23 protein-coding genes and 5 pseudogenes are annotated in these 20,855 nt (G+C 69.0%); 14 read left to right on the top strand and 14 right to left on the bottom strand.

What is annotated here, in order from left to right; genetic code table 11:
* Positions 1–23 precede the first annotated feature (23 nt).
* Positions 24–166, bottom strand: a pseudogene (locus ACWGJM_RS14320) (4-hydroxy-2-oxovalerate aldolase); the annotation flags it as partial.
* Positions 167–297: 131 nt separating this feature from the next.
* Here ACWGJM_RS14320 and ACWGJM_RS14325 point away from each other — a divergent pair.
* Both ACWGJM_RS14325 and ACWGJM_RS14330 read left to right on the top strand, forming a co-directional pair.
* The gene (locus tag ACWGJM_RS14325) at positions 298–708 is read left to right on the top strand and encodes an IclR family transcriptional regulator (RefSeq protein ID WP_453411968.1); all 411 of its coding nucleotides are present in this window, start codon (positions 298–300) and stop codon (positions 706–708) included.
* 157 nt (positions 709–865) lie between these two features.
* Positions 866–1,429 carry a 2'-5' RNA ligase family protein gene (locus tag ACWGJM_RS14330; RefSeq protein ID WP_453411969.1) on the top strand — a complete coding sequence of 188 codons (564 nt, stop codon included), beginning with the start codon at positions 866–868 and terminating at the stop codon, positions 1,427–1,429.
* Between the two features lie 86 nt (positions 1,430–1,515).
* On the opposite strand, the gene ACWGJM_RS14335 is transcribed toward ACWGJM_RS14330, so the two are convergent.
* Positions 1,516–1,947 (bottom strand): N-acetyltransferase family protein, encoded by a 432-nt coding sequence (locus ACWGJM_RS14335; RefSeq protein WP_453411970.1) that lies wholly within the window; start codon positions 1,945–1,947, stop codon positions 1,516–1,518.
* Positions 1,948–2,006: 59 nt separating this feature from the next.
* Between ACWGJM_RS14335 and ACWGJM_RS14340 the strand changes: the two genes are divergently transcribed.
* Positions 2,007–2,153 (top strand): hypothetical protein, encoded by a 147-nt coding sequence (locus ACWGJM_RS14340; protein ID WP_453411971.1) that lies wholly within the window; start codon positions 2,007–2,009, stop codon positions 2,151–2,153.
* On the opposite strand, the pseudogene ACWGJM_RS14345 reads toward ACWGJM_RS14340, so the two are convergent.
* From ACWGJM_RS14345 to ACWGJM_RS14355, 3 genes and pseudogenes are all read right to left on the bottom strand, one after another.
* A pseudogene (locus tag ACWGJM_RS14345) lies at positions 2,128–2,417 on the bottom strand (non-reducing end alpha-L-arabinofuranosidase family hydrolase); the annotation flags it as partial. The gene ACWGJM_RS14340 and the pseudogene ACWGJM_RS14345 sit on opposite strands and share 26 nt — an antisense overlap.
* Positions 2,418–2,623: 206 nt before the next feature.
* Complete coding sequence (locus ACWGJM_RS14350) at positions 2,624–3,769, bottom strand: RNA polymerase sigma factor (RefSeq protein ID WP_453411972.1); 1,146 nt, start codon at positions 3,767–3,769, stop codon at positions 2,624–2,626.
* A gap of 8 nt (positions 3,770–3,777) precedes the next feature.
* Complete coding sequence (locus ACWGJM_RS14355) at positions 3,778–4,185, bottom strand: YciI family protein (protein WP_453411973.1); 408 nt, start codon at positions 4,183–4,185, stop codon at positions 3,778–3,780.
* 165 nt (positions 4,186–4,350) lie between these two features.
* Here ACWGJM_RS14355 and ACWGJM_RS14360 point away from each other — a divergent pair, with 165 nt between their 5' ends.
* The 3 genes from ACWGJM_RS14360 (at position 4,351) to ACWGJM_RS14370 (ending at position 7,832) form a co-directional block, all read left to right on the top strand.
* The gene (locus ACWGJM_RS14360; RefSeq protein WP_453411974.1) at positions 4,351–4,626 is read left to right on the top strand and encodes a fibronectin type III-like domain-contianing protein; all 276 of its coding nucleotides are present in this window, start codon (positions 4,351–4,353) and stop codon (positions 4,624–4,626) included.
* 435 nt (positions 4,627–5,061) lie between these two features.
* Positions 5,062–6,648: a hypothetical protein gene (locus ACWGJM_RS14365; protein ID WP_453411975.1), complete on the top strand. Its 1,587-nt coding sequence runs from the start codon at positions 5,062–5,064 to the stop codon at positions 6,646–6,648.
* A gap of 35 nt (positions 6,649–6,683) precedes the next feature.
* Positions 6,684–7,832: a hypothetical protein gene (locus tag ACWGJM_RS14370; RefSeq protein ID WP_453411976.1), complete on the top strand. Its 1,149-nt coding sequence runs from the start codon at positions 6,684–6,686 to the stop codon at positions 7,830–7,832.
* A gap of 93 nt (positions 7,833–7,925) precedes the next feature.
* Here the strand turns inward: ACWGJM_RS14370 and ACWGJM_RS14375 are convergent, their stop codons facing one another.
* A complete protein-coding gene (locus ACWGJM_RS14375; RefSeq protein WP_453411977.1) occupies positions 7,926–8,459 on the bottom strand; it encodes a TetR/AcrR family transcriptional regulator in 534 nt (177 codons plus the stop codon).
* Positions 8,460–8,532: 73 nt separating this feature from the next.
* Positions 8,533–9,039 (bottom strand): annotated as a pseudogene (locus ACWGJM_RS14380) (PAS domain-containing protein); the annotation flags it as partial.
* 127 nt (positions 9,040–9,166) lie between these two features.
* Here ACWGJM_RS14380 and pepN point away from each other — a divergent pair.
* Both pepN and ACWGJM_RS14390 read left to right on the top strand, forming a co-directional pair.
* Complete coding sequence (gene pepN / locus ACWGJM_RS14385; RefSeq protein WP_453411978.1) at positions 9,167–11,602, top strand: aminopeptidase N; 2,436 nt, start codon at positions 9,167–9,169, stop codon at positions 11,600–11,602.
* Positions 11,603–11,853: 251 nt separating this feature from the next.
* Positions 11,854–12,207 carry a hypothetical protein gene (locus ACWGJM_RS14390; protein ID WP_453411979.1) on the top strand — a complete coding sequence of 118 codons (354 nt, stop codon included), beginning with the start codon at positions 11,854–11,856 and terminating at the stop codon, positions 12,205–12,207.
* Positions 12,208–12,666: 459 nt separating this feature from the next.
* Here ACWGJM_RS14390 and ACWGJM_RS14395 read toward each other — a convergent pair.
* A pseudogene (locus tag ACWGJM_RS14395) lies at positions 12,667–12,711 on the bottom strand (hypothetical protein); the annotation flags it as partial.
* A 26-nt stretch (positions 12,712–12,737) separates the two neighbouring features.
* Here ACWGJM_RS14395 and ACWGJM_RS14400 point away from each other — a divergent pair.
* The gene (locus tag ACWGJM_RS14400) at positions 12,738–12,998 is read left to right on the top strand and encodes a hypothetical protein (RefSeq protein ID WP_453411980.1); all 261 of its coding nucleotides are present in this window, start codon (positions 12,738–12,740) and stop codon (positions 12,996–12,998) included.
* Here the strand turns inward: ACWGJM_RS14400 and ACWGJM_RS14405 are convergent.
* The gene (locus ACWGJM_RS14405) at positions 12,893–13,546 is read right to left on the bottom strand and encodes a SigE family RNA polymerase sigma factor (RefSeq protein WP_453412009.1); all 654 of its coding nucleotides are present in this window, start codon (positions 13,544–13,546) and stop codon (positions 12,893–12,895) included. The genes ACWGJM_RS14400 and ACWGJM_RS14405 overlap by 106 nt on opposite strands.
* A gap of 363 nt (positions 13,547–13,909) precedes the next feature.
* Positions 13,910–14,386: pseudogene (locus ACWGJM_RS14410) on the bottom strand (Lrp/AsnC family transcriptional regulator); the annotation flags it as partial.
* A gap of 150 nt (positions 14,387–14,536) precedes the next feature.
* Between ACWGJM_RS14410 and ACWGJM_RS14415 the strand changes: the two are divergent.
* Both ACWGJM_RS14415 and ACWGJM_RS14420 read left to right on the top strand, forming a co-directional pair.
* Entirely contained in the window at positions 14,537–15,049 is a 513-nt protein-coding gene (locus ACWGJM_RS14415) for a PhzF family phenazine biosynthesis protein (protein ID WP_453411981.1), read from the top strand.
* The gene (locus ACWGJM_RS14420) at positions 14,941–15,246 is read left to right on the top strand and encodes a PhzF family phenazine biosynthesis protein (RefSeq protein ID WP_453411982.1); all 306 of its coding nucleotides are present in this window, start codon (positions 14,941–14,943) and stop codon (positions 15,244–15,246) included. Before ACWGJM_RS14415 ends, ACWGJM_RS14420 begins: the two co-directional genes overlap by 109 nt.
* Here the strand turns inward: ACWGJM_RS14420 and ACWGJM_RS14425 are convergent.
* Together ACWGJM_RS14425 and ACWGJM_RS14430 are read right to left on the bottom strand one after the other, a co-directional pair.
* Positions 15,149–15,637 carry a TetR/AcrR family transcriptional regulator gene (locus tag ACWGJM_RS14425; protein ID WP_453412010.1) on the bottom strand — a complete coding sequence of 163 codons (489 nt, stop codon included), beginning with the start codon at positions 15,635–15,637 and terminating at the stop codon, positions 15,149–15,151. The genes ACWGJM_RS14420 and ACWGJM_RS14425 overlap by 98 nt on opposite strands.
* A gap of 358 nt (positions 15,638–15,995) precedes the next feature.
* Positions 15,996–17,063, bottom strand: coding sequence for an alpha/beta fold hydrolase (locus tag ACWGJM_RS14430; protein WP_453411983.1), 1,068 nt, complete (start codon positions 17,061–17,063; stop codon positions 15,996–15,998).
* Between the two features lie 199 nt (positions 17,064–17,262).
* Between ACWGJM_RS14430 and ACWGJM_RS14435 the strand changes: the two genes are divergently transcribed.
* From ACWGJM_RS14435 to ACWGJM_RS14445, 3 genes are all read left to right on the top strand, one after another.
* The gene (locus ACWGJM_RS14435) at positions 17,263–18,705 is read left to right on the top strand and encodes an aldehyde dehydrogenase (RefSeq protein ID WP_453411984.1); all 1,443 of its coding nucleotides are present in this window, start codon (positions 17,263–17,265) and stop codon (positions 18,703–18,705) included.
* A gap of 143 nt (positions 18,706–18,848) precedes the next feature.
* Positions 18,849–19,043 carry a hypothetical protein gene (locus tag ACWGJM_RS14440; RefSeq protein ID WP_453411985.1) on the top strand — a complete coding sequence of 65 codons (195 nt, stop codon included), beginning with the start codon at positions 18,849–18,851 and terminating at the stop codon, positions 19,041–19,043.
* Positions 19,044–19,229: 186 nt separating this feature from the next.
* Positions 19,230–19,652: an Ohr family peroxiredoxin gene (locus ACWGJM_RS14445; RefSeq protein WP_453411986.1), complete on the top strand. Its 423-nt coding sequence runs from the start codon at positions 19,230–19,232 to the stop codon at positions 19,650–19,652.
* Between the two features lie 280 nt (positions 19,653–19,932).
* Here the strand turns inward: ACWGJM_RS14445 and ACWGJM_RS14450 are convergent, their stop codons facing one another.
* Both ACWGJM_RS14450 and ACWGJM_RS14455 read right to left on the bottom strand, forming a co-directional pair.
* A complete protein-coding gene (locus ACWGJM_RS14450; RefSeq protein WP_453411987.1) occupies positions 19,933–20,496 on the bottom strand; it encodes a CGNR zinc finger domain-containing protein in 564 nt (187 codons plus the stop codon).
* A 42-nt stretch (positions 20,497–20,538) separates the two neighbouring features.
* Positions 20,539–20,688, bottom strand: coding sequence for a hypothetical protein (locus ACWGJM_RS14455; protein WP_453412014.1), 150 nt, complete (start codon positions 20,686–20,688; stop codon positions 20,539–20,541).
* Positions 20,689–20,855: the final 167 nt, after the last annotated feature.

Raw genomic sequence — 20,855 nt, forward strand, 5'->3', positions numbered from 1 at the left:
GATAGCGGTCACGCCGGGTCGGATCAGGCCGTGGCGTCGGCGCGGGCGGCCATGTCCAGGGCATGTCGGAGATCATGTCCTCCTGGCCGCCGACCATGCGTCGGCAGCCCGCCTCGACGAGGATGCCGCGGGTGTCGAGGCCGTACCGGGTGGCGGCCGCCTGGCTGGCGGCGGACCTTCTCCGGCTCGGCTGGCTGGTGCGCTCCGGCCAGCACTACCGGCTCGGCGCGAAACTGGAGGACCTGTTCGAGGCCACCCGCGAGACCGTCCACCTCGGCGTACGGGAGGGGGCTGGAGGTGGTCTGCCTCGAACGCATCCACGGGCACGAGGCCCTGCGACTGCCCTCCCGCATCGGCGGCAGCCTGCCGCTGAGCTGCACCGGCGTCGGCAAGGCCCTGCTCGCCGGGCGCCGAGCTGACCGAGGAGGTGCTCTCCCGGCCGCTGCTCAGCCTCACCCCCACTCCATCACCGACCCGGCACGCCTGCGTATGGCCCTGGAGAAGATCCAGGTCTCCGGCCTGGCCTACGAGGGGCAGGAGGCCGCCCTCGGCGTGAGCTGCATCGCGGCCCCCGTCTTCGCCGGTGGCACGACGGTCGCCGCCCTCTCCGTGGCCGTACCCGGATCCCGCTTCAGTCCCGCCCGACTCGCCCCGGCCGTACGGACGGCGGCACTGGGGCTGTCCCGAGCGCTGCGGGGCAGTGGCTGACCGGGCAGGCTCAGCGCATGCTGAAGCTGTGCCCCGCCCTGCGACACCCGATCCGCCCGAGGTGCCTGGCCCACTCGAGGAGCCCGGTCCACCCGAGGTTCCTGGCCCGGCCACGGGTCCCGGCCGCCTCGAGTCGGGCCCCACGCCTCGGACCGCCGTGGCGTGGCTCCCCCCGGCCGGACTGTGGCCCGCCATCCAGCGCATCCGGGCCGAGCACGACCCGCAGATCCGCCGTTGGCCGCCCCACGTGAACCTGCTCTTCGGCTTCGTACCGGAGGAGGACTTCCCGGCGGCACTCCCGCTGCTGGCCGCCGGGGCCGCCGGGTGCCGGCCCTTCGACATCCGGCTCGGCGGGGTCCGCGCCTTCCGCCACCGGTCCTACGCCACCGTGTGGCTCGACCCCGCGGCGGCCGGTGCCGCGCCCTGGACGGAGCTCCGGCGCGCGCTGGCGGAGCCCTTCCCGTACTGCACGGACCGCTTCCCGCGCTTCACCCCGCACCTCTCGCTCGGGCGCACTCGCATCCCGCGCGTCCTCACGGCAGAATGCGCCGCCCGGCTCGGCGTGCTGCACGCACGTGTGGCCGAGATCGCACTGCTGTCCCGCCGAGGTGCCGGCCCCATGCGGACCCGCGCCACGATCGACCTGGGCACCGGCGCGGTACACCACCATCTCGGACCGGACCCGCCCACCGGCGGCTACGAGCCACCGGAACGGCACTGACCGGCCGACGGCAACCGCCCCGTCCGGCGCCTCCCCTGCGGCAACCCCGTGCGTCGGCGTTCAGGACAGGGGCAGCCGCATGATCGTCAGGTCGAGTCACCGGCCGAACTTGGTGCCGACCTCCGGCACCGTGCCGACATGGTGGAACCCGAACCGTTCGTGCAGCCGGATCGCGCGGTGTTCGCGGCTTCGATACCGGCGATCACGACGTGGTGGCCGGCCTCGCGCGCCGAGGCGATCAGGGCACCCCGCAGTGCGGAGCCGACGCCGAGCCCGTGCCGGCCCTCGCGGACGTGGACGGAGTCCTCCACCGTGTGCCGGTATCCGTCCAGTTCCCGCCACGGGCCGTAGACCACGAGCCCGACCGCCTCGCCCTCCACCTCGGCCACGAACGCCGGTCCGCGCTCCAGGTGGACCGCCAGCCAGGCCGCCCCCTCGGCGGGGGGCTGCGGGGTCTGCGTCCACAGGACCGTCGAGTGCTCGATCGCGTGGTTACGGATCGCGCGGATGACGTCCACGTCCCCGGAGTGTGCCGGGCGCACAGACACAGCGTCGTTCCTCTCTCAGCGCCTACCTCGTGCTGTACTTCACGACCGGCGCCGTCGGCACTGCCCTCGCCGCACCCCTGCTCAACTCGCTCGGCCGGCCGGGCATCACCCTCACCGCCCTCGCCGTACTGCTCCTTGCCGTTCCCCTTGTCAGCAGGCCGAGTTGGTCTGGGTGAGCAGGCCCAGCCGCCACGGGAGTACTGGAGCTTGCAGGAGGGGATGGGCAGGGTCTGGTCTTAGCCCGCGCGGATCATCTCGCCGTGACTGATGTCCTTGGTCCAGGAGCCGGCCGGGAAGCTGACGTCGCTCGCCCGCGCGAACGGGTTGCTCTCGGTGGCGGCCAGCGGTGTCCACGACCCGGCGATGCTGCCGGAGGTCCAGGAGCGGAAGTAGCGCTTCCCGTCCGAGCCGATCGCCTCGACGACCAGCAGATGCTGGTTACGGAGGGGTCGGACGCTACGCGCCCTTTCGGCCCGGCGGAGTTCGACGGGACGAACACTGGCCGACTCGTCGGGCGTTACGGATGATAGGAGCCTCAGAGGGCGCGTAAATCCCCTGCGTTGCATTCGGTTCTCGCCGCTGCACCAAACGCGCAAGTCCCCCTTGTCGGCGGGAACGCACGCGTGCTTCACGAGAGAGCGACCTGTCAGCGGCAGCGGCGGGAGTTGAGCCGGGCGGCCTGGCGCGTGAGGTGGTCGCGCTCGGCGAGGTTGGGTGCCCTCTGGGCCGCCTCGGCGTACAGCCGTGCCGCCGTCATCAGGTCGCCGTCGCGCTCGTGGAGGTACGCCGCCACCGCGGTGTGGCGGGGGAGTGAGTCGTCCAGCGCCGCGAGCGCCGCCAGGCCGGCGCGCGGTCCGTCGGCCTCGCCGACGGCGACCGCGCGGTTGAGCCGGACGACCGGGCTGTCGGTCAGGTGCGCGAGCTCGTCGTACCACTCGACGATCTGCACCCAGTCGGTCTCCTCGGCGGTGGGCGCGTCGGCATGGAGTGCCGCGATGGCGGCCTGGGCCTGGAATTCGCCCAGCCGGTCGCGGGCGAGGGCCGTCTGGAGGATCTCGACGCCCTCGGCGATCGACTCGGTGTCCCACCGGCTGCGGTCCTGCTCGGCGAGCGGCACCAGGCTGCCGTCGGGCGCGGTCCGGGCTGCGCGCCGGGCATGGTGGAGCAGCATGAGCGCGAGCAGCCCGGCCACCTCGGGGTGGTCGATCGCCGCCGTGAGCTGCCGGGTGAGTCGGATGGCCTCGGCGGCGAGGTCGACGTCGCCGGAGTAGCCCTCGTTGAAGACCAGGTAGAGGACGCGCAGCACGGTGGCGACGTCGCCGGGCCGGTCGAACCGCACGCCGGAGACGGTGCGCTTGGCCCGGCTGATCCGCTGCGCCATCGTCGCCTCGGGCACCAGGTAGGCCTGGGCGATCTGGCGGGTGGTCAGCCCGCCGACAGCACGCAGCGTCAGCGCCACCGCGGACGCCGGTGTCAGCGACGGGTGGGCGCACATGAAGTAGAGCTGAAGCGTGTCGTCCACCGCGGTCGCGGGCCCGGGTGCCGGCTCCTCGTCGACAAGGTCCTCACGCCGGCGGCGGGCGGCGTCCGCCCGGGTCGCGTCGAGGAACCGGCGCCAGGCCGCGGTGACCAGCCAGCCCTTCGGATCCCGCGGCGGGTCGGCCGGCCAGACGCGGACCGCCTCGACCAGTGCGTCCTGCACGGCGTCCTCGGCCGCCGCGAAGTCGGCTCCGCGGCGGACGAGGATCCCGAGCACGCTCGGCGTGAGGCTCCGGAGCAGGGCCTCGTTCATCGATGAGATCAGTCCGTGATGGTGGGCGGCGCGGCCAGGAAGGGGCGCAGCTCGAGCCACTCGTGGATCGGCTTCCCGCCCGCGCCAGGGGCGGCCGACAGCTCCCCGGCCAGCTCGACGGCGCGCTCGTAGCTGTCGACGTCGATCACCATCCAGCCGGCGATGAGGTCCTTGGTCTCGGCGAACGGGCCGTCGGTGACCGGCGGGCGCCCCTCACCGTCGTACCGGACGAACGTCCCCTCGGGGGCCAGCGCCTGACCGTCGACGAACTCGCCGGTCTTCTCGAGCCGGGCCGCGAAGTCCTGCATGTACTGCATGTGCGCCGAGATCTCCTCCGGCGTCCACTGGTCCATCGGCACGTCGTTCACCGCAGCCGGAGCTCCGCGGTAGTGCTTGAGCAGCAAGTACTTCGCCATCGTGTTTCTCCTCGGTGCTGGTGCGACCCATTGTCGTCGCGTTCACCCCTGGGACGGAGCCGGTCACGGGTTCTCGACATCACCTCCGATTTTTTTTGGGGCTCTCGTAGATCAACGGATCCATGACGGGTCGTCGCGACTCGCGCACTGTACGTGACGCCCGCCGTGGCTGGCCGAATCCGCCTGTCAACTGCCGAGGACGCTTTCACCGACCCGGTCGCCCAGGTCACCCGGCCGGTGCGGGCGCTGCTCGCCTTCGCCAAGGTGCAGTTGGAACCCGGTGAGGAGGCGACGGTCCGCTTCGTACAGCTGGACCGTCTCGGCACCGGGCAGTGCCCCGGTGTTCCGTACCCGCGCGCATACGGTGAACCGCCCGTCAGTGGGTACCAGTTGGCGGTCGCCCGTCAGCCCGAGTTCCTCCTGCACACCGGGCAGCCGTAGGTCCTCGACGTCGCAGCCCTCGCCGGAGGTGCCGATGCCGAACATTCCGGCCTTGTCGCGCCGACGACCACCACGGCGAGATCCGCTCCCGCGGCAGACGCGATCGCGGCGGGGAACCCGGACCGGTCCTCGACCCGGATGGGGCAGCCCTGAGCGCATTCCCAGGGACGCTGACGCGAACGACGTCATGCTGCTGCTCAAGGCGAACGACGGCGTACTGCGCTGGTCCGGCGATCCCGCACAGGAAAGCCGACGACTCGTCGTGTGGTTCCTCCGTTCTCTCCCCACCTGACCTGCCGCTCCGTGGTCCGTGTATTCGCTGGGCCATCAGGGTGGATCTGGGGCCGGAGTGGCTTTCCATGAGGGGGCATGGATTTATACATAATGTGATATTCGACCCCAAGGGAAGAGTGCGTATCCAGGAGTGGAGTGGCCATGCCCGACCACACGCATCCGCGGCGGGCGACAGCCTGGATGAGGACGACCGGCCTGGAGGAAGTCGACGCCGCCCACGCGCCCGGTTCCACCGTGCTGGAGCCCGGACGGCTGTACCGAGGGATCACCGGCAGGGACGACCGGGCGCGCCCGGTCAGTGATGAGGAACTGGCGGCGCTGGACGACCCCATGGCGGTCGAGTTCTTCCGAGCGGGCATGTTTCCCACCACCGTGCAGGACCTGCTGTCCGGACTCCCTCCGACGGCCACCGCCTCCCGCAAGGTGTATCTGATCAGCGAAGCCGGGCAGATCCCGCCGGATGCCATCGGTGAACGCGACATGCGGTTCGCGATCACCACCGCCGTGGAAGCCAGCCAGGTCGACCTTCTGGTCAGCACCCAGGCGGGTGGCGACCCCGAGGTGGGATTCCTTCAGGTCGCGGCGTGGGATCCCGAAGCGAAGGTCTTCAACTTCTATGCCCGGCTCGGATCCAGCTGGGTGTGGTCGGGCAACTCCTGGCACGCATTGGAGCCGGAATCGCGAGGCAGGGGGTGCTTCGACAGCCACGTCAACGGCGGCGTGGTGATGAAGGAGTTGAGGATTCCCTGGCTGAACTGGCAGTCCGAGCGGGCCACTGTCCGGCTCGCCGAGGACGACCCGCTGCGCCATGACCAGCTGTTCCAGCAGGTCATCGGAGCCCAGCAGCTGGAACTGACCGTCAGGTCCCTCATCACCCGCTGGACGGCGGCCCGCCTGGCCGCGGTCACCGCGAACGGCGTTGTGGACCATCCGGACCGGCTGCTGCGCCACCTGTTCACCAGCACCACGGTCAACCTGACCAGCACCGACAGACAGAGCAGCAACATCACGGCGGACAGTCCCGAACTGACGCTGCCCACGGGCTTCTGGCTGAACCAGGACGTCCTGTTCGACGACCTTCGCCTGTTCACGCAGGCCGTCCCGCCCAGGGCACCTGCCGCCCGGTACCTGGCCGGCCTGACCCGGTTCGGATTCCGGCTGGAGGAGAAACACAGCGCGTTCTCCCAGGCAGGCGACACGTTCTTCGCCTTCGTGGTGCCCGAGGCCGCCCACGAGGACAACGAAGTGGTCCGGCAGATGGTCCGCAAGGGGCTTGTCTCGGCCAGGTTCGCCGCCTGCGTACTGATGGTGGACTTCCCCAACCCGGTCTTCAGCCCTGCCCGCAGCCACCTCATGCAGTACGTGCCGACCACGCCCACCAAAGCGGTGGAGTTGTGCGGCAAACTCGCCCAGGCCATCTTGGAGGCCGCGCGAAACCTGCCCGCCAACAGCCCCGAGGGCCGCTTCGCCGAGCACTGGCAGGTACCCGAGGACGACTGGCGGGCGGTGTTCGGACAGCGGGTGGACGCCTATCTGCGCAAGGTCACCGAGCACATCCGCACCGAATCCGGCTTCGACGACTACGTCCGGCTCGCCGAGTACCGCCGTCGACAGTTCCGCCTCAGGAAGCTGAACGAGTTCGAACTCACTCTGCCGGTCACCGACATTCCCCCCGGTGCCCCGCCGCTGGCGATGCGCGAGGACGCCACCGTCGCAGAGATGATCTGACGCCGCCCTCCGCCCTCACGAGCAAGGAGAACGCCATGGCCGGACTGGAAGCCTACGGACCTCCCGGCAACCTCGACGACCTGGACGACTTCGGTCGCAAGGCCTGGAACACGTTCATCTCCGACACGGTCGACGAGGCCATTCAGGGCCCCGACCCCCAACAGGTACGGAACGACAGCCCAAGACCGCAGTTCTACAACCTGACCAGCACCGACACGGCCGCGGACGTTCAGCGCGCCCCCATCAGATGGACCGCGTTCCCCCGCATCATCAAGATCACCTCCATTTCCGACCTCCAACGATGGCAGCGCGCCGACGCCAGCCGTGACGTCCAGGACGAGTACTGCGAGTGGAGCGTGACCCGCGACGGCTCGGGAAAGATCACCCAGGTCACCTTCACCTGTGAAGGTCCCGAGTACTGGGAGATCCTGGCGCAGACGAACCCGGACAAGACGCTCGAGCTCTACCAGAGATTCATCGGTCCGGACGTGCGTAAGGAGGATCTGTTCTCGCCGAGCGGCCGATACCAGCCGCGCAACAAGTGGAACAACTCCACGAGCCACGGCGTCATGCACTTGATTCAGCAGAACAACACACTGGGCGCAGAGATCGAATTGGCCGCGGCGGCCACCGTCCGGCGCGTCATCAACGGCATGGAACTGGTCACCGAGCAAGAGCTCATCGCCTGTAGCAAGTATGGCGCCGCGGAGCGCAACAGTGATCCGCACATCGGCGCGGGAGTCAACGCCCTGGCCCGCCAAAAGGCCGACATCAGCCTCGCCGACCCGGTCGGCCTGTACTTCGACGACCTTTCCACGGACGGCTGGGAGACCCCGGACGGCTCCGACCCCAAGAGCTACTGGAACTATCTGAGGGGCGACTCGGAGCACCGTGTCCGCGCCGTCTACCAAGTGCCCCCGGACAAGGGCTTCGGCGTCGGGGACATCACCATCGGCGGGAGGCCCATCGAATTCGGAGCCCAGATCGCGGACTTCATCACCATCAGGCTCACCGGGGTCGCCTGCCGGTTCGGCGAGTCCATGGCGCAGCCGCAGACCGCCTGTAAGGAGTTCCCCGCGGTCGACATGCGGGAAGAGGCTTTCAACGCAGCCGCGTTCTCGGCCTCCGGCCGCTTCCTGGATCCCCGTCCCACCCTCTCCCACCGCTCTTCACGCATCATCTGACAGGCACCACAGGCACCACAGGCACCACAGGCACCACAGGCACCACAGGCACCCCACAGGCACCACAGGCACCCCGGCAAGGACAGGTGCGGATCAGTTCCGGTGGCCCTCACTGTTCGGCAGACCAGTGGCCAGCACGTCGAAAGCGCGCTTCAAACGGTCTTCATGGTCCGCACTGATCTCGGCGAGGGCACCGCCGGCCAGCCGCCGCTGCGCGGTTTCGACGGCAACCGTCCGGTAGGCGGCAACAAGGAGCGCGGCGGTCAACGCGCTGTCGCCGGAGAACCGCCTGTCGGCGCTGAGCTCCGCCGCCAGCTCTTTCTCGATCTCGAACTGGAAGGCCCGAAGGCGCGCGATCAGTGCGGGCGAGGCCATCACCGTCCGCAGGAACGGCTCGACTCCCTCGCCCAGCCCTGACAGCGCATGCCGTTGCTCGGCGAATGCGAGCGCCGCTTGGCGGACCGCCTCGACGGCGTTGACGTCGTCGGCCCGCTCACGGATCACGGTCCGCATGACGGCGACGAAGTCAGGGAGTCGGTCGAGCAGCAGGTCTCCATTGCGCTCGAAGTGTGCGAAGACCGTCACCTTGGACACCCCGGCACCCGCGGCGACCTCGGCGATGGTCACGTCCTCGAACCCGCGCTCAAGGAAGAGGCCGGTCGCGACCGTTGCGATGCGAGCCCGGGTCCTCGCCCCGCCTCGGGATCCCGTCGATGCGCTCCAGGGCGGCGTTCACGGCTACGTACCGCAATTCGGGGTCCAGTACGGCCAGCCCGATCGGTGACTGTTCCACCAACCGCACCGACAAGGCCACGTCCTGCTCGATCTTGCGCAGGGTTTCCTGCTCCGCGCACAGCCCGAGGGCGTAGTAGTCGCCCTCGTCGTTCTGAAGACGCATGTTGCGGAACTCCAGCAGCCGAGTCCTGCCGTCCTCCTGCCGCATGGGGAAGGTCCCGGCCCAGCTCTCGCCCGTCCGCATGACCTCGTCGAACAGACGCAGGACGAGGTCGAAGTGTTCTGCGGCCACCAGCAGGCGAGCGGCGTACCGGCCCAGCGCTTCGGCTGCCGTGTAGCCGAACAGCGACTCCGCCGGCGGACTCCACAACACGATCCGCCCGCGCGCATCCAGCACGACGGCTGCCATGCGCAGCACGTCCAGGAGACCGCCCGGCTCCGCCGCACCGGACGACGGCAGGAGGGATTGGATTCAGGACAGTTACTTCGTGTATCGCCTTGTGCCTGCACGGTGTCCGGCTGCCCTGTCGAAAAACGCCTGCGGCCACCGGGGGGCTCCGTCGTACGCTGACGCCTGCTGTCTTGCCGAAGGAGGGCGCATGGGGATGCGGAGCCTTACCCGTACCGAAGCCGAGCGACGGGCCGCGTTGTTGACGGTGGAGCGATACGACGTGGACATCGATCTCACGGCCCTGCCCGAGGGACCCGAGGTCCGATGCGTCTCCACCGTGACCTTCATCTGCCACGAGCCGGGCGCGGACACCTTCGTGGACTGCGCGGCACAGGTACTGAGCGCCACGCTGAACGGCACCCCCCTCACGCCCACCGATGACGGCCGGGTCCCGCTGCCCGCCCTGGCCGAGCGCAACGTGCTGCGGGTGGAGAGTGTCCAGGCCGACACGGCCACGGGCGAGGGCGTGCACAAGGCGATCGACCCCGCGGACGGCGAGGTCTATGTGTGGATGAGTTTCGAACCGGACGAGGCCCGATTCGTCTGGGCGTGCTTCGACCAGCCCGATCTCAAGGCCCCGCACGCGTTCACCGTCACGGCCCCGCCCGCATGGACGGTCACCAGCAACTCCGGTGACCCGCGTATCGAGGAGCTGGACTCGGCCCGCCGCTGGATCTTCCCGGACACCCCGCCACTGTCCGTGTACAACACCGTCGTCAACGCGGGCCCGTTCCACGAAATCCGCCGCGAGGCCGACGGCCATGACCTGGGCCTCTACGCCCGCCGCTCGCTCGCCGAGGTCCTCGCTCGCGACGCCGACGAGATCTTCACCCTCACCCGCCAGGGCCTCGCCTTCTTCGGCAAGGCCTTCGCGATGCCGTTCCCGCAGCGCAGGTACGACCAGGTGTTCACGCCCGAGTTCGGCGGGGCGATGGAGAACTACGGCTGCGTGACCTGGTCGGACGTGTTCCTGCGGCGGGCCACGCCCACGCCCGCCGAGCGCGAGCTGTTCGCCAGGGTGCTGCTGCACGAGATGGCGCACATGTGGTTCGGCAACATCGTCACCATGCGCTGGTGGGACGACCTCTGGCTGAACGAGGCGTTCGCGGAGTTCGCCTGCCACTGGGCAGCCGAGCGCGCCACCCGGTACACCGACGTGTGGGCGAGCCACCTCGTAGGCGGCAAGCTCCGGGCGTACCTGGCCGACCAGGGCCCCGCCTCCCACCCGATCCACCAGCCCATCCACGACGTCGCCCAGGCAGCGTCGATCTTCGACAGCATCACCTATCCCAAGGGTGCCTCCGTCCTCCAACAACTCATGACGTACGTCGGCGAAGAGCGCTTCACGGCCGGCATGGCCACCTACTTCGCCCGTCACGCGTGGGGCAACACCACCCTCCAGGACCTGATCGACGCCCTCTCGGAGGTCAGTGGGCGTGATCTGGACGCCTGGCGCAGGGCCTGGCTCGAGAGGGCGGGCACCGACTGCTTCTCGCTGGAGCGTGACGGCGAGACCGTCACGCTGGTGGCCGCAGGCACCCCGCGTCCGCAGGTGCTGGCGGTGGGTGCGTACGGCAGGAACGGTGAAGCGCTGGAACGCAGCGCGCTGGTCCGGGTGGAGGTGACGCGGAGCCGTACCGCGGTCACCGGCCTCCCACCCGCGGCGGACGTCCTGCTGATCAACGACGAGGGCCTGACCTTCGCCACGAGCCGCCCGGACTCCACGACGAGGGACGCCCTCTTGCGTACGGCGGCACAACTGCCCACAGCCGTCTCGCGGGCCGTGGCCGCGTCCACCGTGTGGGACATGCTGACGAACGGCAAGGTCACGGCGACGGAAGCCGGACGGTGCGTCACGGAGGTCCTGACGGCCGAGACGTCCGACGCCGTGATCGAGCCGTACCTGACACTCGCCGCGAACATCGCCGAACTGTGGGCGCCGTCCGGCGAACGCGACGGGTTGACGGCGGAAGTCGCGGCAGCCTGTCGGCGTCTCGCCGCGAGTCCCGGTCACCGTCAGGTCGCGCTGCGTGGTCTGGCCCGCACGGCGGCGAACGCGGACGACCTGGAATGGCTCCGCGAACAGGCAGGTGACGACGTGGACCTGCGCTGGCGCGCGCTGGTCAGGGAGGCGGAACTCGGCCGGGACGTGGCTTCCGAAGCCGCCCTCCTACTGGAACGTGACCCGGACCCCGACGCCTGGGTCCGCGCCCTCACCGTACGAGCCGCCCTGCCCGACCCCGCCGCGAAGGCGGAGGTCTGGCAGAAGCTGGTCGTGGACCGCCAGGTCCCCGTCCAGTCGGTCGGCCAGGTGGCGGCGGCCTTCTGGCGCCCCTCCCAGGACGCGCTGCTGATGCCCTACACCCAGCGCTACCTGGACTCGATCCCCCATCTGCACCAAGGCGGAATGATCGCGGCCGCCGCCTTCACAAGCCACCTCTTCCCCTCCCAGGCCATAGATCCCACGTACATCGAAAAGGCCCAACAGGCGTCCCATGAAGCAGCCCCGGTGGTCCGCATGACGCTCCTGGAACGCTCGGACACGGTCAGCCGAATGCTCCACGCCCGAACCCGTAGGGGCTGACCCGACGCACGACACGATCGGGGAGCAGGGAGGCGCCGCTTCTCTTCCTTGGCGTCCGTAAATGTGCCTCGTAGGAGAATATTTGGGCACGTGACGGAATAGCCCGCGACATTTGGGATGACGCAGATGTGGGTGTAACGCGGCAGCGCTCCCGAGGCGCAGAAGTAAGCAGGAACGGGTCACTGGCCGGTGCTGTATCTCGGCTCCTTGGGTGACCCTGCCGGCAGAACACGCGTCAGATCGGATTTTTTGTGAACAGCACCGACCCGGTTTCCGGAAATCAGGCCTACCACCAGCCCTCGGGGCCCGGCCACCCCGCACGCAACCAGGCCGCTGCACGGCGGACATCCCTTGCGATCTGCACGATCGCCGACACTGCGGCCGGTTTCCTGGGGCTGTGGATCGTGCTCTACCTGCTCGACGCGAACCAGGCGAATCCATTCGTCGAGTTCGTGCACGGAACGGCGGACTGGCTGTCCGGTTGGGCACAGGACATTTTCACGATGGACACAGAAAGTCTGCGTGTTGTCCTTAATTATGGTCTCCCGGCCGTCATCTATTTGCTGATCGGTCACGGGATCGCCGCCCGACTGAACCGGGCCTGACAGCATTACGAGCCCACGACAGCGAAAGGAGCAGCGCTGTGATACGTACTTCCAGCGAAAGCGATCACATGCCGATCTACGATGACCTGGTGCGAGAACTGGGTGACGCCGTGGCGGAGGCTCAGATGGCCGCCGAGCACACGCAGCACAAGGCAACGCAACTACTGGGCAGAAACCATGCCGGCCAGTCGCACCCGCCCAGGGCGTAACAGGTTCAGCCAGGGGCGACCCGGCGGATCGCCAGCGCGTCCAGGCGGCGCACTTTCGCGTCGGAGAGGGCGCACACCAGGTGCCCGACCGTGGCCGGAGGGCCGGGCCGCGGGGGCCCACCGTGCACCGCGGTCTCGACGAAGTGCCGTAGGCGTTGGCCGCACCCGCGGTAGAACCGCAACTGGGCACGGCGGCCGGAGAGCCGCCACCCGAGGAGAAGACCTTGTAGGTGACCTTGCCGCGCTCCAGGTGGCCCTTCAGGGTCTCGTAGGCCCATCCCCAGACATCGCGCAGGCCAGGCCCGCGGCCAGGCCGGTGCGATGCCTGATCACCCCGCTCGGCTCGCCGCCCCGGCCACGAGCACTCCCACGGAGCGCCTGGGCCGGGCCATGGGCGCGGCTGAACTCGGCCGCGAACTCGGCGACGCGGGCGGCCCCCTCCTCGTCGCGGCCGTCGCCTCACTCACCACGCTCATCTACGGCTTCGTCGCGCTCGCGGCCCTGATCGGGATGGGCGCGGTGCTCGCGATCGTGCACCGCCGCCCGGTGCCGGCGGTACCCCGGGCCGAGACGGGACGGTGAAGGGACGCACGTGCTGCGTCAGTTTCCGGCCTCTCCGGCGCAGCGGTGCCGCTGCGTTCCAGCTCCTCGCGGAGCCGGGCTAATGCCCGGTGCAGGGTGCTCTTGACCGTCCCGACCGACATGCGGAGGGTCGCGGCGGTCTCCTCCGTGGACAACTGCTCCCAGTGCCGCAGCACGACGACGCCGCGCTGCTTGGGAGGCAGTACCTTCATGATGTCCATCAGCAGGGCCCGGTCGGCATGCTGCTCGGTGGAGTCTTCGACCGACGTGTCGGGCAGCAGCTCGGTCGGCACCGCTTTCAGCTTGTTGGAGCGCCACCACTCGGTGCGGGTGTTGATCATCACGCGCCGTAAGTAGGCGTCGGCGAGTTGCTTGTTCGCGATGCCGTCCCAATGGCAGTAGGTCCGTACGAGAGCGGTCTGCAGCAGGTCCTGGGCGTCGAGTGGATCGTCGACGAGGCGCCGGGCACAGCGCAGCAGACTGGCGTGGCGCGTACGTACGTAGTCCTCGAAGTCCAGTGCCTGGTCATGGGCTTTGAGCGGATGCATGTGTCGGCTTCCTTTCCGAGGTGGCTGTCCGCACCGTCCGACTCCGACTCTTCCGGCTGGGGCATTGAATGGGCAGCTGGTCCGGCCACCCGGATCAATGGCTCCGTCGCTGGTCACGGGCACGGCGGGGCGTTGGCCAAAGGCCTCAGAGGCTGCCTGGGCGGACCAGGCCGGTTCTCTTACCCCGCTCAGGATGGGGGTGACCTCGATGGTGGAGATGTGTGTGAGGGCACCGATGGTGTCGCTCAGAAAGACGCCCAGCCGGGCCAGGTCGACTTCGGTCGCGAGCCTGAGGACCTGACCGCCCAGCAGTGCCTCCAGCCGGCGGCGGGCGGTCAGAGGAGTGGTGTCGGCGCGACGGGCGAGGTCGGTGTAGGAGGCTCGTCCGTCCTCGATCAGCGCGGTGACGAGCTGGTGGTCGACGGGCAGGAGGGCGGAGCGGGCGGGCGCGGCAGGTACGTCCGGCCGCAGACTGGTCAGTTCGGCTTCCGACAGCAGGCCGCCGCTCCAGTCGAAGGCGGCTGGGAAGACCCGCAGGAGAACATGGGAGGTCCACGACTGGACCGCGGGTGTCGCGGGAAGATCGCGCAACAGCAGCGTGTTGCGTGCGTCCGGCCCGTCCAGGAACAGGATGGTGCAGATTTCGTCGCCACCGCCGAGAACGTCCACCCAGACGGTGTCGGGGCGGCGGGCCAGGGTGGCGGCGATGGCACTGATCCGGTTGGGCCGGCACCGGATGCGCAGGGCCAGCGGAATCAGATCGGGGAACCACACGGGGTTGCGCACGGCTGTGGCACGCAGCGTTCCGTCGTGGAACAGCGGTGCCGGACGACGCACCACGGTGCGCTCCGAGATGCCCAGGACGCGTGGACCTGCCGACGCTGAAGACCCGACTGGTGGAATCGCGCGACCGGATCGCTGCGGCCGTCGGCATTCCGCTCGACGGCACGTGGCGTCCGCGGCAACGCACGCGCGTTTGCGCAGGTCGACGTGTTCACCACGAGCCCCTGTCGCGGCGACCCGGTTGCGGTCGTCCCTGATGGGACGGACCTGGCCGACGAGGAGATGCAAGGCCTGGCACGCTGGACGAATCTGTCCGAGACCACGTTCGTACTACCGCCCACCACGCCGGAGGCGGACTACCGGCTGCGCATCTTCTCCCCCCAGGGTGAACTGCCGTTCGCCGGGCACCCCACCCTCCGCTCCGCGCGGGCCTGGCTGGATGGCGGCGGCACGCCGCAGCACGCCGACCGCATCGTGCAGGAGTGCGCCGCGGGCCTGGTCATCGTGCGCCGCGGCGAGGGCACTCTGGCCTTCGCCGCCCCGCCGCTGGTCCGCGAGGGTGCACTCGACGGTGCGTACCTGAACCAGACCTGTCCCTTATCCCGGACGGGATGGTCGGCGCGATCGGTGCTTACCCCGACGGGTCCGAGCACGACTTCGAGATGCGCACCTTCGCCCCGCGCTGCGGTATGGCCGAGGACCCGGTGTGCGGCAGCATGAACGCCTCCGTCGGGCAATGGCTCACCGCCACCGGCCCTGTTGGCAATGTTGACCGTAGCTCATCGGCAGGGGTGACAATTTCCGGAGGCCGTCAGCTTGTCAGGACGCTCCGAGGCCGTGCAGCAGGGTGTCGACGACGACGTCCGCCGCCTGTGCGGGGCTCAGTTGGGGCATCTGCCGGGACACGAGGTGCATGAGCTGGGGCAGCAGCGCGGCCGTCCATCCCTCCGGAAGACCGGAGCGGAGAAGCCCTTCGTCGGTGGCGCGTTGCAGAAAGGCGTCGACCGCGCGGCTGGAGGCGTCGCGACGGGCGCGAACGGCGTCGTCGGCGAGCATGCGGGTGAGGTCGACGGGCCAGGTGCGGTTGACGGCGATGATGTTCTCGACGTAGCGGTGCAGGGCGACGGCAACGGGCGCTTCGCGCAGCCGGGCGTCCTCGATGGCGCGCTCGATGGCTGCCAGGCGGGATGCGTAGATGGCCGCGAGGAGTTCCTCGCGGGAGGCGAAGCGCCGATAGACGGTGCGCCGGTCCACGCCCGCCTCGGCGGCGATGCTCGCGATGCTCGCGCCCGGGTCGGCGGCGAGCATGCGCGCCCCCGTGGTCAGAACGGCTTCCAGATTGCGTGCTGCGTCGGCTCTCACGGCGCCGAGTGTAGCTGGCACATGTGAAACGTCGGGCATCTAGTGCCACTTCGTCATGGAAGTATCAATGCTAAGTGCAACATTAGTGGGACAGAGAATCCGCATTGTTGGGCCATGTAGCACTGCACCGCGGTCGGGATGTTGGGGTCGTGGGTCGTGACGATGTCCCAGGTGGGCTTGTTCTTCCAGGCGGCGGTGGGGCGGGTCGGCCTCGCGTCGACACTCATCACCACCCTGACTGGTGATGATCTGTCAACGACGCCCAATCACCCGTCAAGGCGGTAACGACAAGTGGGGCGGGGTCTCAGAGGTGGTCGGCGTCGACGACGGCCTGAGCGAAGGTGGCGGGTGCTTCCTGCGGCAGGTTGTGGCCGATGTCCGCGATGGTTCGGTGCTCGTAGGGGCCGGTGAAGTGATTGCGGTAGACGGAGCCGTCGCCGGCCGGGGTGAAGGGGTCGAGCGCCGGGTCGAGGGTGATGGTGGGAGCGATGATGGGAGGCTGGCCGGCGAGTCGCTTCTCGTAGCGGTCATAGCGGCGTTCCCCGTCGATGAGGCCGATGCGCCAGCGGTAGTTGTAGACGACGACGGCGGCGTAGTCGGGGTTCTCGAAGGCCTGGGCAGTGCGCTGGAAGGTGGCGTCGTCGAAGTTCCAGTTGGGGGAGACGAGGGTCCACACGTAGCGGCACAGGGCGATACGTTCGTCGTGGTTCTCCATGGCCTTCTTGCCGCGTTCGGTGGCGAAGTACCACTGGTACCACCAGTTGTGCTCGACGGCGGGGACCGCGGGTTCCAGCTGCGCCTTGCGGTCGGTGATCAGATAGCCGCTGGTGGAGACGAGGGCCTTGACTCGCTCGGGCCACAGGGCGGCGATGATGTCGGCGGTGCGCGAGCCCCAGTCGAAGCCGGCGAGGACGGCCTTGTGGATGTCCAGGGCGTCCATCAGGGCGATGACGTCGAGGGCGATGGCGGACTGTTCGGCGCTGCGGGGGGTGTTGCGGGACAGGAAGCGGGTGCTGCCGTGGCCGCGGAGATAGGGAACGATGACGCGGTAGCCCAGGTCGGCGAGGAGCGGGGCGACGTCGACGAAGCTGTGGATGTCGTAGGGCCAGCCGTGCAGGCAGATGACTACCGGGCCGTGGGCGGGTCCGGCTTCGGCGTAACCGATGTCGAGGACGCCCGCCTTGACATGCTTGACCGTGCGGAAGCCGGTGTGGGTGCCGGGCTTGATGGCAGGCACGGTGGGAACGGGTGTGTGGCCCGGTGTGTGCTCGGCGGTCGCGGCGGTCGCGCTGGCCCGCAGGCCGGACAGCGAGACCGTGGCTGCGCCGGTACCCAGGCCGACGGCCTTGCTGAAGGTGCGCCTGTTGATCATGTGAAGCCCTCCGTACGAGACCACTGCGGCTCTTGGCGCGACGACCCTCGCACACGGGTCGTCACCTGTCAAACAGGTGACGACGAGCTCGGCTGGTCTCAGGATTTACTGCCACTCTCGCGTCAATGTACTGGATGCAAGTGCTACATTAGCGTGACAGTTCAGTCCGCATCCGAGCTATCCGAGAGAGAGAAAACAGATGATCACCTACGACCGGCTCTTCATCGGGGGTTCCTGGGTGACGCCGAGCAACCCGGAGCTGCTCGACATCGCCTCGCCGCACGACCAGTCGCTGATCGGCCGCGCGGCCCAGGCACAGCCGGCGGACGTGGACCGCGCGGTGGCCGCGGCGCGAGCGTCGTTCGAAGCGGGTGTGTGGCGAACGACGCCGCCGGCGCGGCGAATCGCGGCCCTGCGGCGGTTCAACGCGCTGCGCGAGGAGAACGCGGACAAGGTCGCGCACCTGATCACGCTGGAGAACGGTTCGGCGGCCTGGTTCACCCGGGCCGGACAACCGGGCCTGACCCGGCAGGCGAACTCCTACCTGAAGGCGGCGGAGGGGTTCGGCTGGGAGGAGACCCTGGCCCCCTCCGCCCCGGGGTCCCCGGTGCGCAGCGTGGTGCGCCGCGAGGCGGTCGGCGTCGTGGCGGCGGTGATCCCGTGGAACTCGCCGTTCTCCTCGGCCACTTCGAAAATCATCCCCGCCCTGCTCGCCGGCAACTCCGCGGTCCTCAAGGTCTCCCCGGAGAACTCGCTCAGCATGGGCTTCCTGGCCGAGTTGCTGGAGCAGGTGGGTCTGCCCGAGGGCGTGATCAGCGTCCTGCCCGCGGACCGCGAGACCAGTGAGTACCTTGTGTCGCACAAGGAGGTCGACAAGATCGCCTTCACCGGTTCGACGCGGGCCGGCCGCCGCATCGCCTCGATCGCGGGTGAGCAGCTCAAGCGTGTCAGTCTGGAGCTGGGCGGCAAGTCCGCCGCCGTGATCCTGCCGGACGCCGACGTCGAAAGGGCCGTCGCGGGCCTGAAGTTCGGCTCCCTGCTCAACAACGGCGAGTCGTGCATCGCCCAGACCAGGATCCTGGCCCCGCGCAGCCGCTACGAGGAGGTCGTGACCGCGCTGAAGGAACTGGTGGAGTCATTGAAGGTGGGCGACCCGAGCGACCCCGGCACCTTCATCGGCCCGATGATCCGCCCCGACCAGCAGGAGCGGGTGCGCGACTACATCCAACTCGGCATCGACGAGGGCGCCCGCCTGGTAACCGGCGGCCCGCAGATCCCCGAGGGCCTGGAGAAGGGCAACTACGTCACGCCCACCGTGTTCGCCGACGTCGACAATTCCATGCGCATCGCGCAGGAGGAGATCTTCGGCCCCGTCCTGGTCGTCATCGCCTACGACGACGAGGACGACGCCGTCCGCATCGCCAACGATTCCGAATACGGCCTCTCCGGCGGCGTCTGGTCCGCCGACGAGGCCCACGCCCTGGATGTCGCCCGCCGTATCCGCACCGGCACCATCACCGTCAACGGCGCCTCCGTCGCCTTCGACGGCCCGTTCGGCGGCTTCAAGGCCAGCGGCATCGGACGCGAATACGGTGCTGTCGGTCTCGGCGCCTACACGGAGTACCAGACCATCACCGTCTGACTCCGCCGCGGGAAGCACGGGACACCTTCCAGGGCACATCGAAAGTCACCGGCTTGACCGGTGACGCGTAAAGGGGGCATGCTGATGGTCGTTCCTGGCGGCAAGCGGGACGCGATCCGCGATCGACGAAGTGGAGAATGGCCATGAACAAGGAACTCGACATGGACGCCGCCGCGGCAGCGCGGCGCGCGCGGTACGGCAGGCTTCCCGAGCGCATCCGCTTCGAGGAGATGGCCGAAGAGGTTGAGGCGGCGCCGAGCGGCGCGGTGAATACCTCGTACGACCCCGAAGGTTCGTGGAAGTACTACTCGTGCCTGGCCCTCGACCTGGGGCTGTAGGTATCCGCGCAGCGTGAGAGGCCGCGCCCGGTGGCTCCCGTGCCGACCGCATGCGTCAGTCACCGTATTGACGGGTGACGCAGAGTGTCGTCACGATAGTGTCACCTCCTTAACTGGTGATGCAGGGCAAGTGTTTTAGTCCGGAGGCGACCGAAGACCTTTCGATCCGGATGGGGAGCACCAGCCATGGCAGTCAGCTACACAGCCGTTGTCGGCGTCGATGGAGAGGGCCGCAACGGAGGGCACGTCCGCTCCTCCGACGGCCTGCTCGAAACCAGCCTCGCCCTCCCCAAAGAACTCGGCGGCGCCGGTACCGCGACCAACCCTGAGCAACTCCTCGCGGCCGGCTGGGCCGCCTGCTTCCTCGGCGCTCTCCGACGTGCGGCCACCTCCCGCAAGTTCTGGCTCACCAGCACCACCGTCACCGCCGAGATCACCCTCACCCACGGCGACGACGGCGAGTTCTCCCTCTCCGCTGTCCTCAGCCCCGTCATCGGCGGCGTGGATCAGGCCACCGCCGAGGAACTCGCGTACGCCGCCCACCAGATCTGCCCGTATTCCAAGGCCACGCGCGACAACATCCCCGTCGCCATCGACGCCGCCGCCTGACCGCCCCGAAGCCGACATTCGCACTGCCCCGGCGTTGCGCGCAGTGGGGTTCACGATAGGCGCGTCGCGCCCTGTATCTCTGAGACACCTCGAAGCGCCGACAAGGTGTGTGAGGTGTGTTGAATCCGCTGGCCCGCTGCTGCGTGATCCGGTCGAAGGCCCCACCGGACGGCGCAAGTGCTGGGCTGTCGCCCCTGCACTGTGAAGAGCCAGGCGGCCAGGTGCTGAACACGCTGTGCGCGGAACTGTGTGAGGGGCCTGACCCTGGCATGGGAGGGGGTCAGCGCACGGCGGTGGCGGGTGTGGTCTTCTTGCGCGCGCGGTAGGCGGCCGCCTTGATCTTGTTGCCGCAGGAATCCATGCCGCACCACTGCCGCCGGAAACCCCGGGAACGGTCGATGTAGACCCGCGTGCACTCCGGGTTGCCGCACTCCTTCAGCAGGGGGACGTCCGGGCCGCTGAGCAACTCGACGGCCTGCCGGGCGACAGTCGCCAGGGTCTGCGCTGGGGTCGCGTCGGTGTGCCGCCCGGCCATGGTGAGCTGCGGCGTCACGGGGGTCTTGCGCGCGGCGGCGTTGACCACGGCGAGCGCCTCCCGATGGAACTCCTCGCCGAGTCGGCGGTCCGTGACGAGTCGGTAGATGGCCTCGCGTACGGTTGTCGCCTCCCGGACGTCGTCCTCCTCGCCCGGCGTGATCGTGTCCACGAGTCCGGATTCCAGGTACCAGGCGTTCAGCCGCTCCGGTGTCACGAACATTTCGAACCGGGCCGAGTGCCGGGCGCGGAGGGTGGCCACGAAGTCGAGGGCCGGGTGCCCGCATACGAATACATGGTTAAGATTCACATCACCATCTTGACAGGTGACTGTCGCAGGGCGCAAGGATCGTCACCGTTCCACCACGGTCGCCCCCGGTTCGACGCCCGGCGCCGCCTCCGGCTCGTCTCGCGGGTGTGGGGGCAGGTGGTTGCTGGGCTCGTCGAGCAGCAGCTGGGGCGGACGGGCCACCAGAACGGCCGGCGCGAGCCGTCGGCGCACGGGTCGCGGTGGAGCCAGGCCAGGTGTGTTCTCGCCGCGCGGTCACCTGAATGTGAACCTCGCTCTTTCGTCACCTTCTTAACCGGTGATACAGTCCGGATCGTTCTTCGGTGAAACCGAGGCTTTTCTCGGGTCGTACACCGACGCCATGGAGGCACACATGCGGC

This window comes from Streptomyces sp. NPDC054834, assembly GCF_053611185.1.

Excerpts from the sequence above, each read along its gene's own strand:
- ACWGJM_RS14350 (WP_453411972.1), bottom strand. The coding sequence starts at position 3,769 with ATGAACGAGGCCCTGCTCCGGAGCCTCACGCCGAGCGTGCTCGGGATC.
- ACWGJM_RS14355 (WP_453411973.1), bottom strand. The coding sequence starts at position 4,185 with ATGGCGAAGTACTTGCTGCTCAAGCACTACCGCGGAGCTCCGGCTGCG.
- ACWGJM_RS14365 (WP_453411975.1), top strand. The coding sequence starts at position 5,062 with ATGCCCGACCACACGCATCCGCGGCGGGCGACAGCCTGGATGAGGACG.
- ACWGJM_RS14370 (WP_453411976.1), top strand. The coding sequence starts at position 6,684 with ATGGCCGGACTGGAAGCCTACGGACCTCCCGGCAACCTCGACGACCTG.
- pepN (WP_453411978.1), top strand. The coding sequence starts at position 9,167 with ATGGGGATGCGGAGCCTTACCCGTACCGAAGCCGAGCGACGGGCCGCG.
- ACWGJM_RS14400 (WP_453411980.1), top strand. The coding sequence starts at position 12,738 with ATGCCTGATCACCCCGCTCGGCTCGCCGCCCCGGCCACGAGCACTCCC.
- ACWGJM_RS14405 (WP_453412009.1), bottom strand. The coding sequence starts at position 13,546 with ATGCATCCGCTCAAAGCCCATGACCAGGCACTGGACTTCGAGGACTAC.
- ACWGJM_RS14420 (WP_453411982.1), top strand. The coding sequence starts at position 14,941 with ATGGTCGGCGCGATCGGTGCTTACCCCGACGGGTCCGAGCACGACTTC.
- ACWGJM_RS14425 (WP_453412010.1), bottom strand. The coding sequence starts at position 15,637 with ATGCTCGCCGCCGACCCGGGCGCGAGCATCGCGAGCATCGCCGCCGAG.
- ACWGJM_RS14430 (WP_453411983.1), bottom strand. The coding sequence starts at position 17,063 with ATGATCAACAGGCGCACCTTCAGCAAGGCCGTCGGCCTGGGTACCGGC.
- ACWGJM_RS14435 (WP_453411984.1), top strand. The coding sequence starts at position 17,263 with ATGATCACCTACGACCGGCTCTTCATCGGGGGTTCCTGGGTGACGCCG.
- ACWGJM_RS14440 (WP_453411985.1), top strand. The coding sequence starts at position 18,849 with ATGAACAAGGAACTCGACATGGACGCCGCCGCGGCAGCGCGGCGCGCG.
- ACWGJM_RS14445 (WP_453411986.1), top strand. The coding sequence starts at position 19,230 with ATGGCAGTCAGCTACACAGCCGTTGTCGGCGTCGATGGAGAGGGCCGC.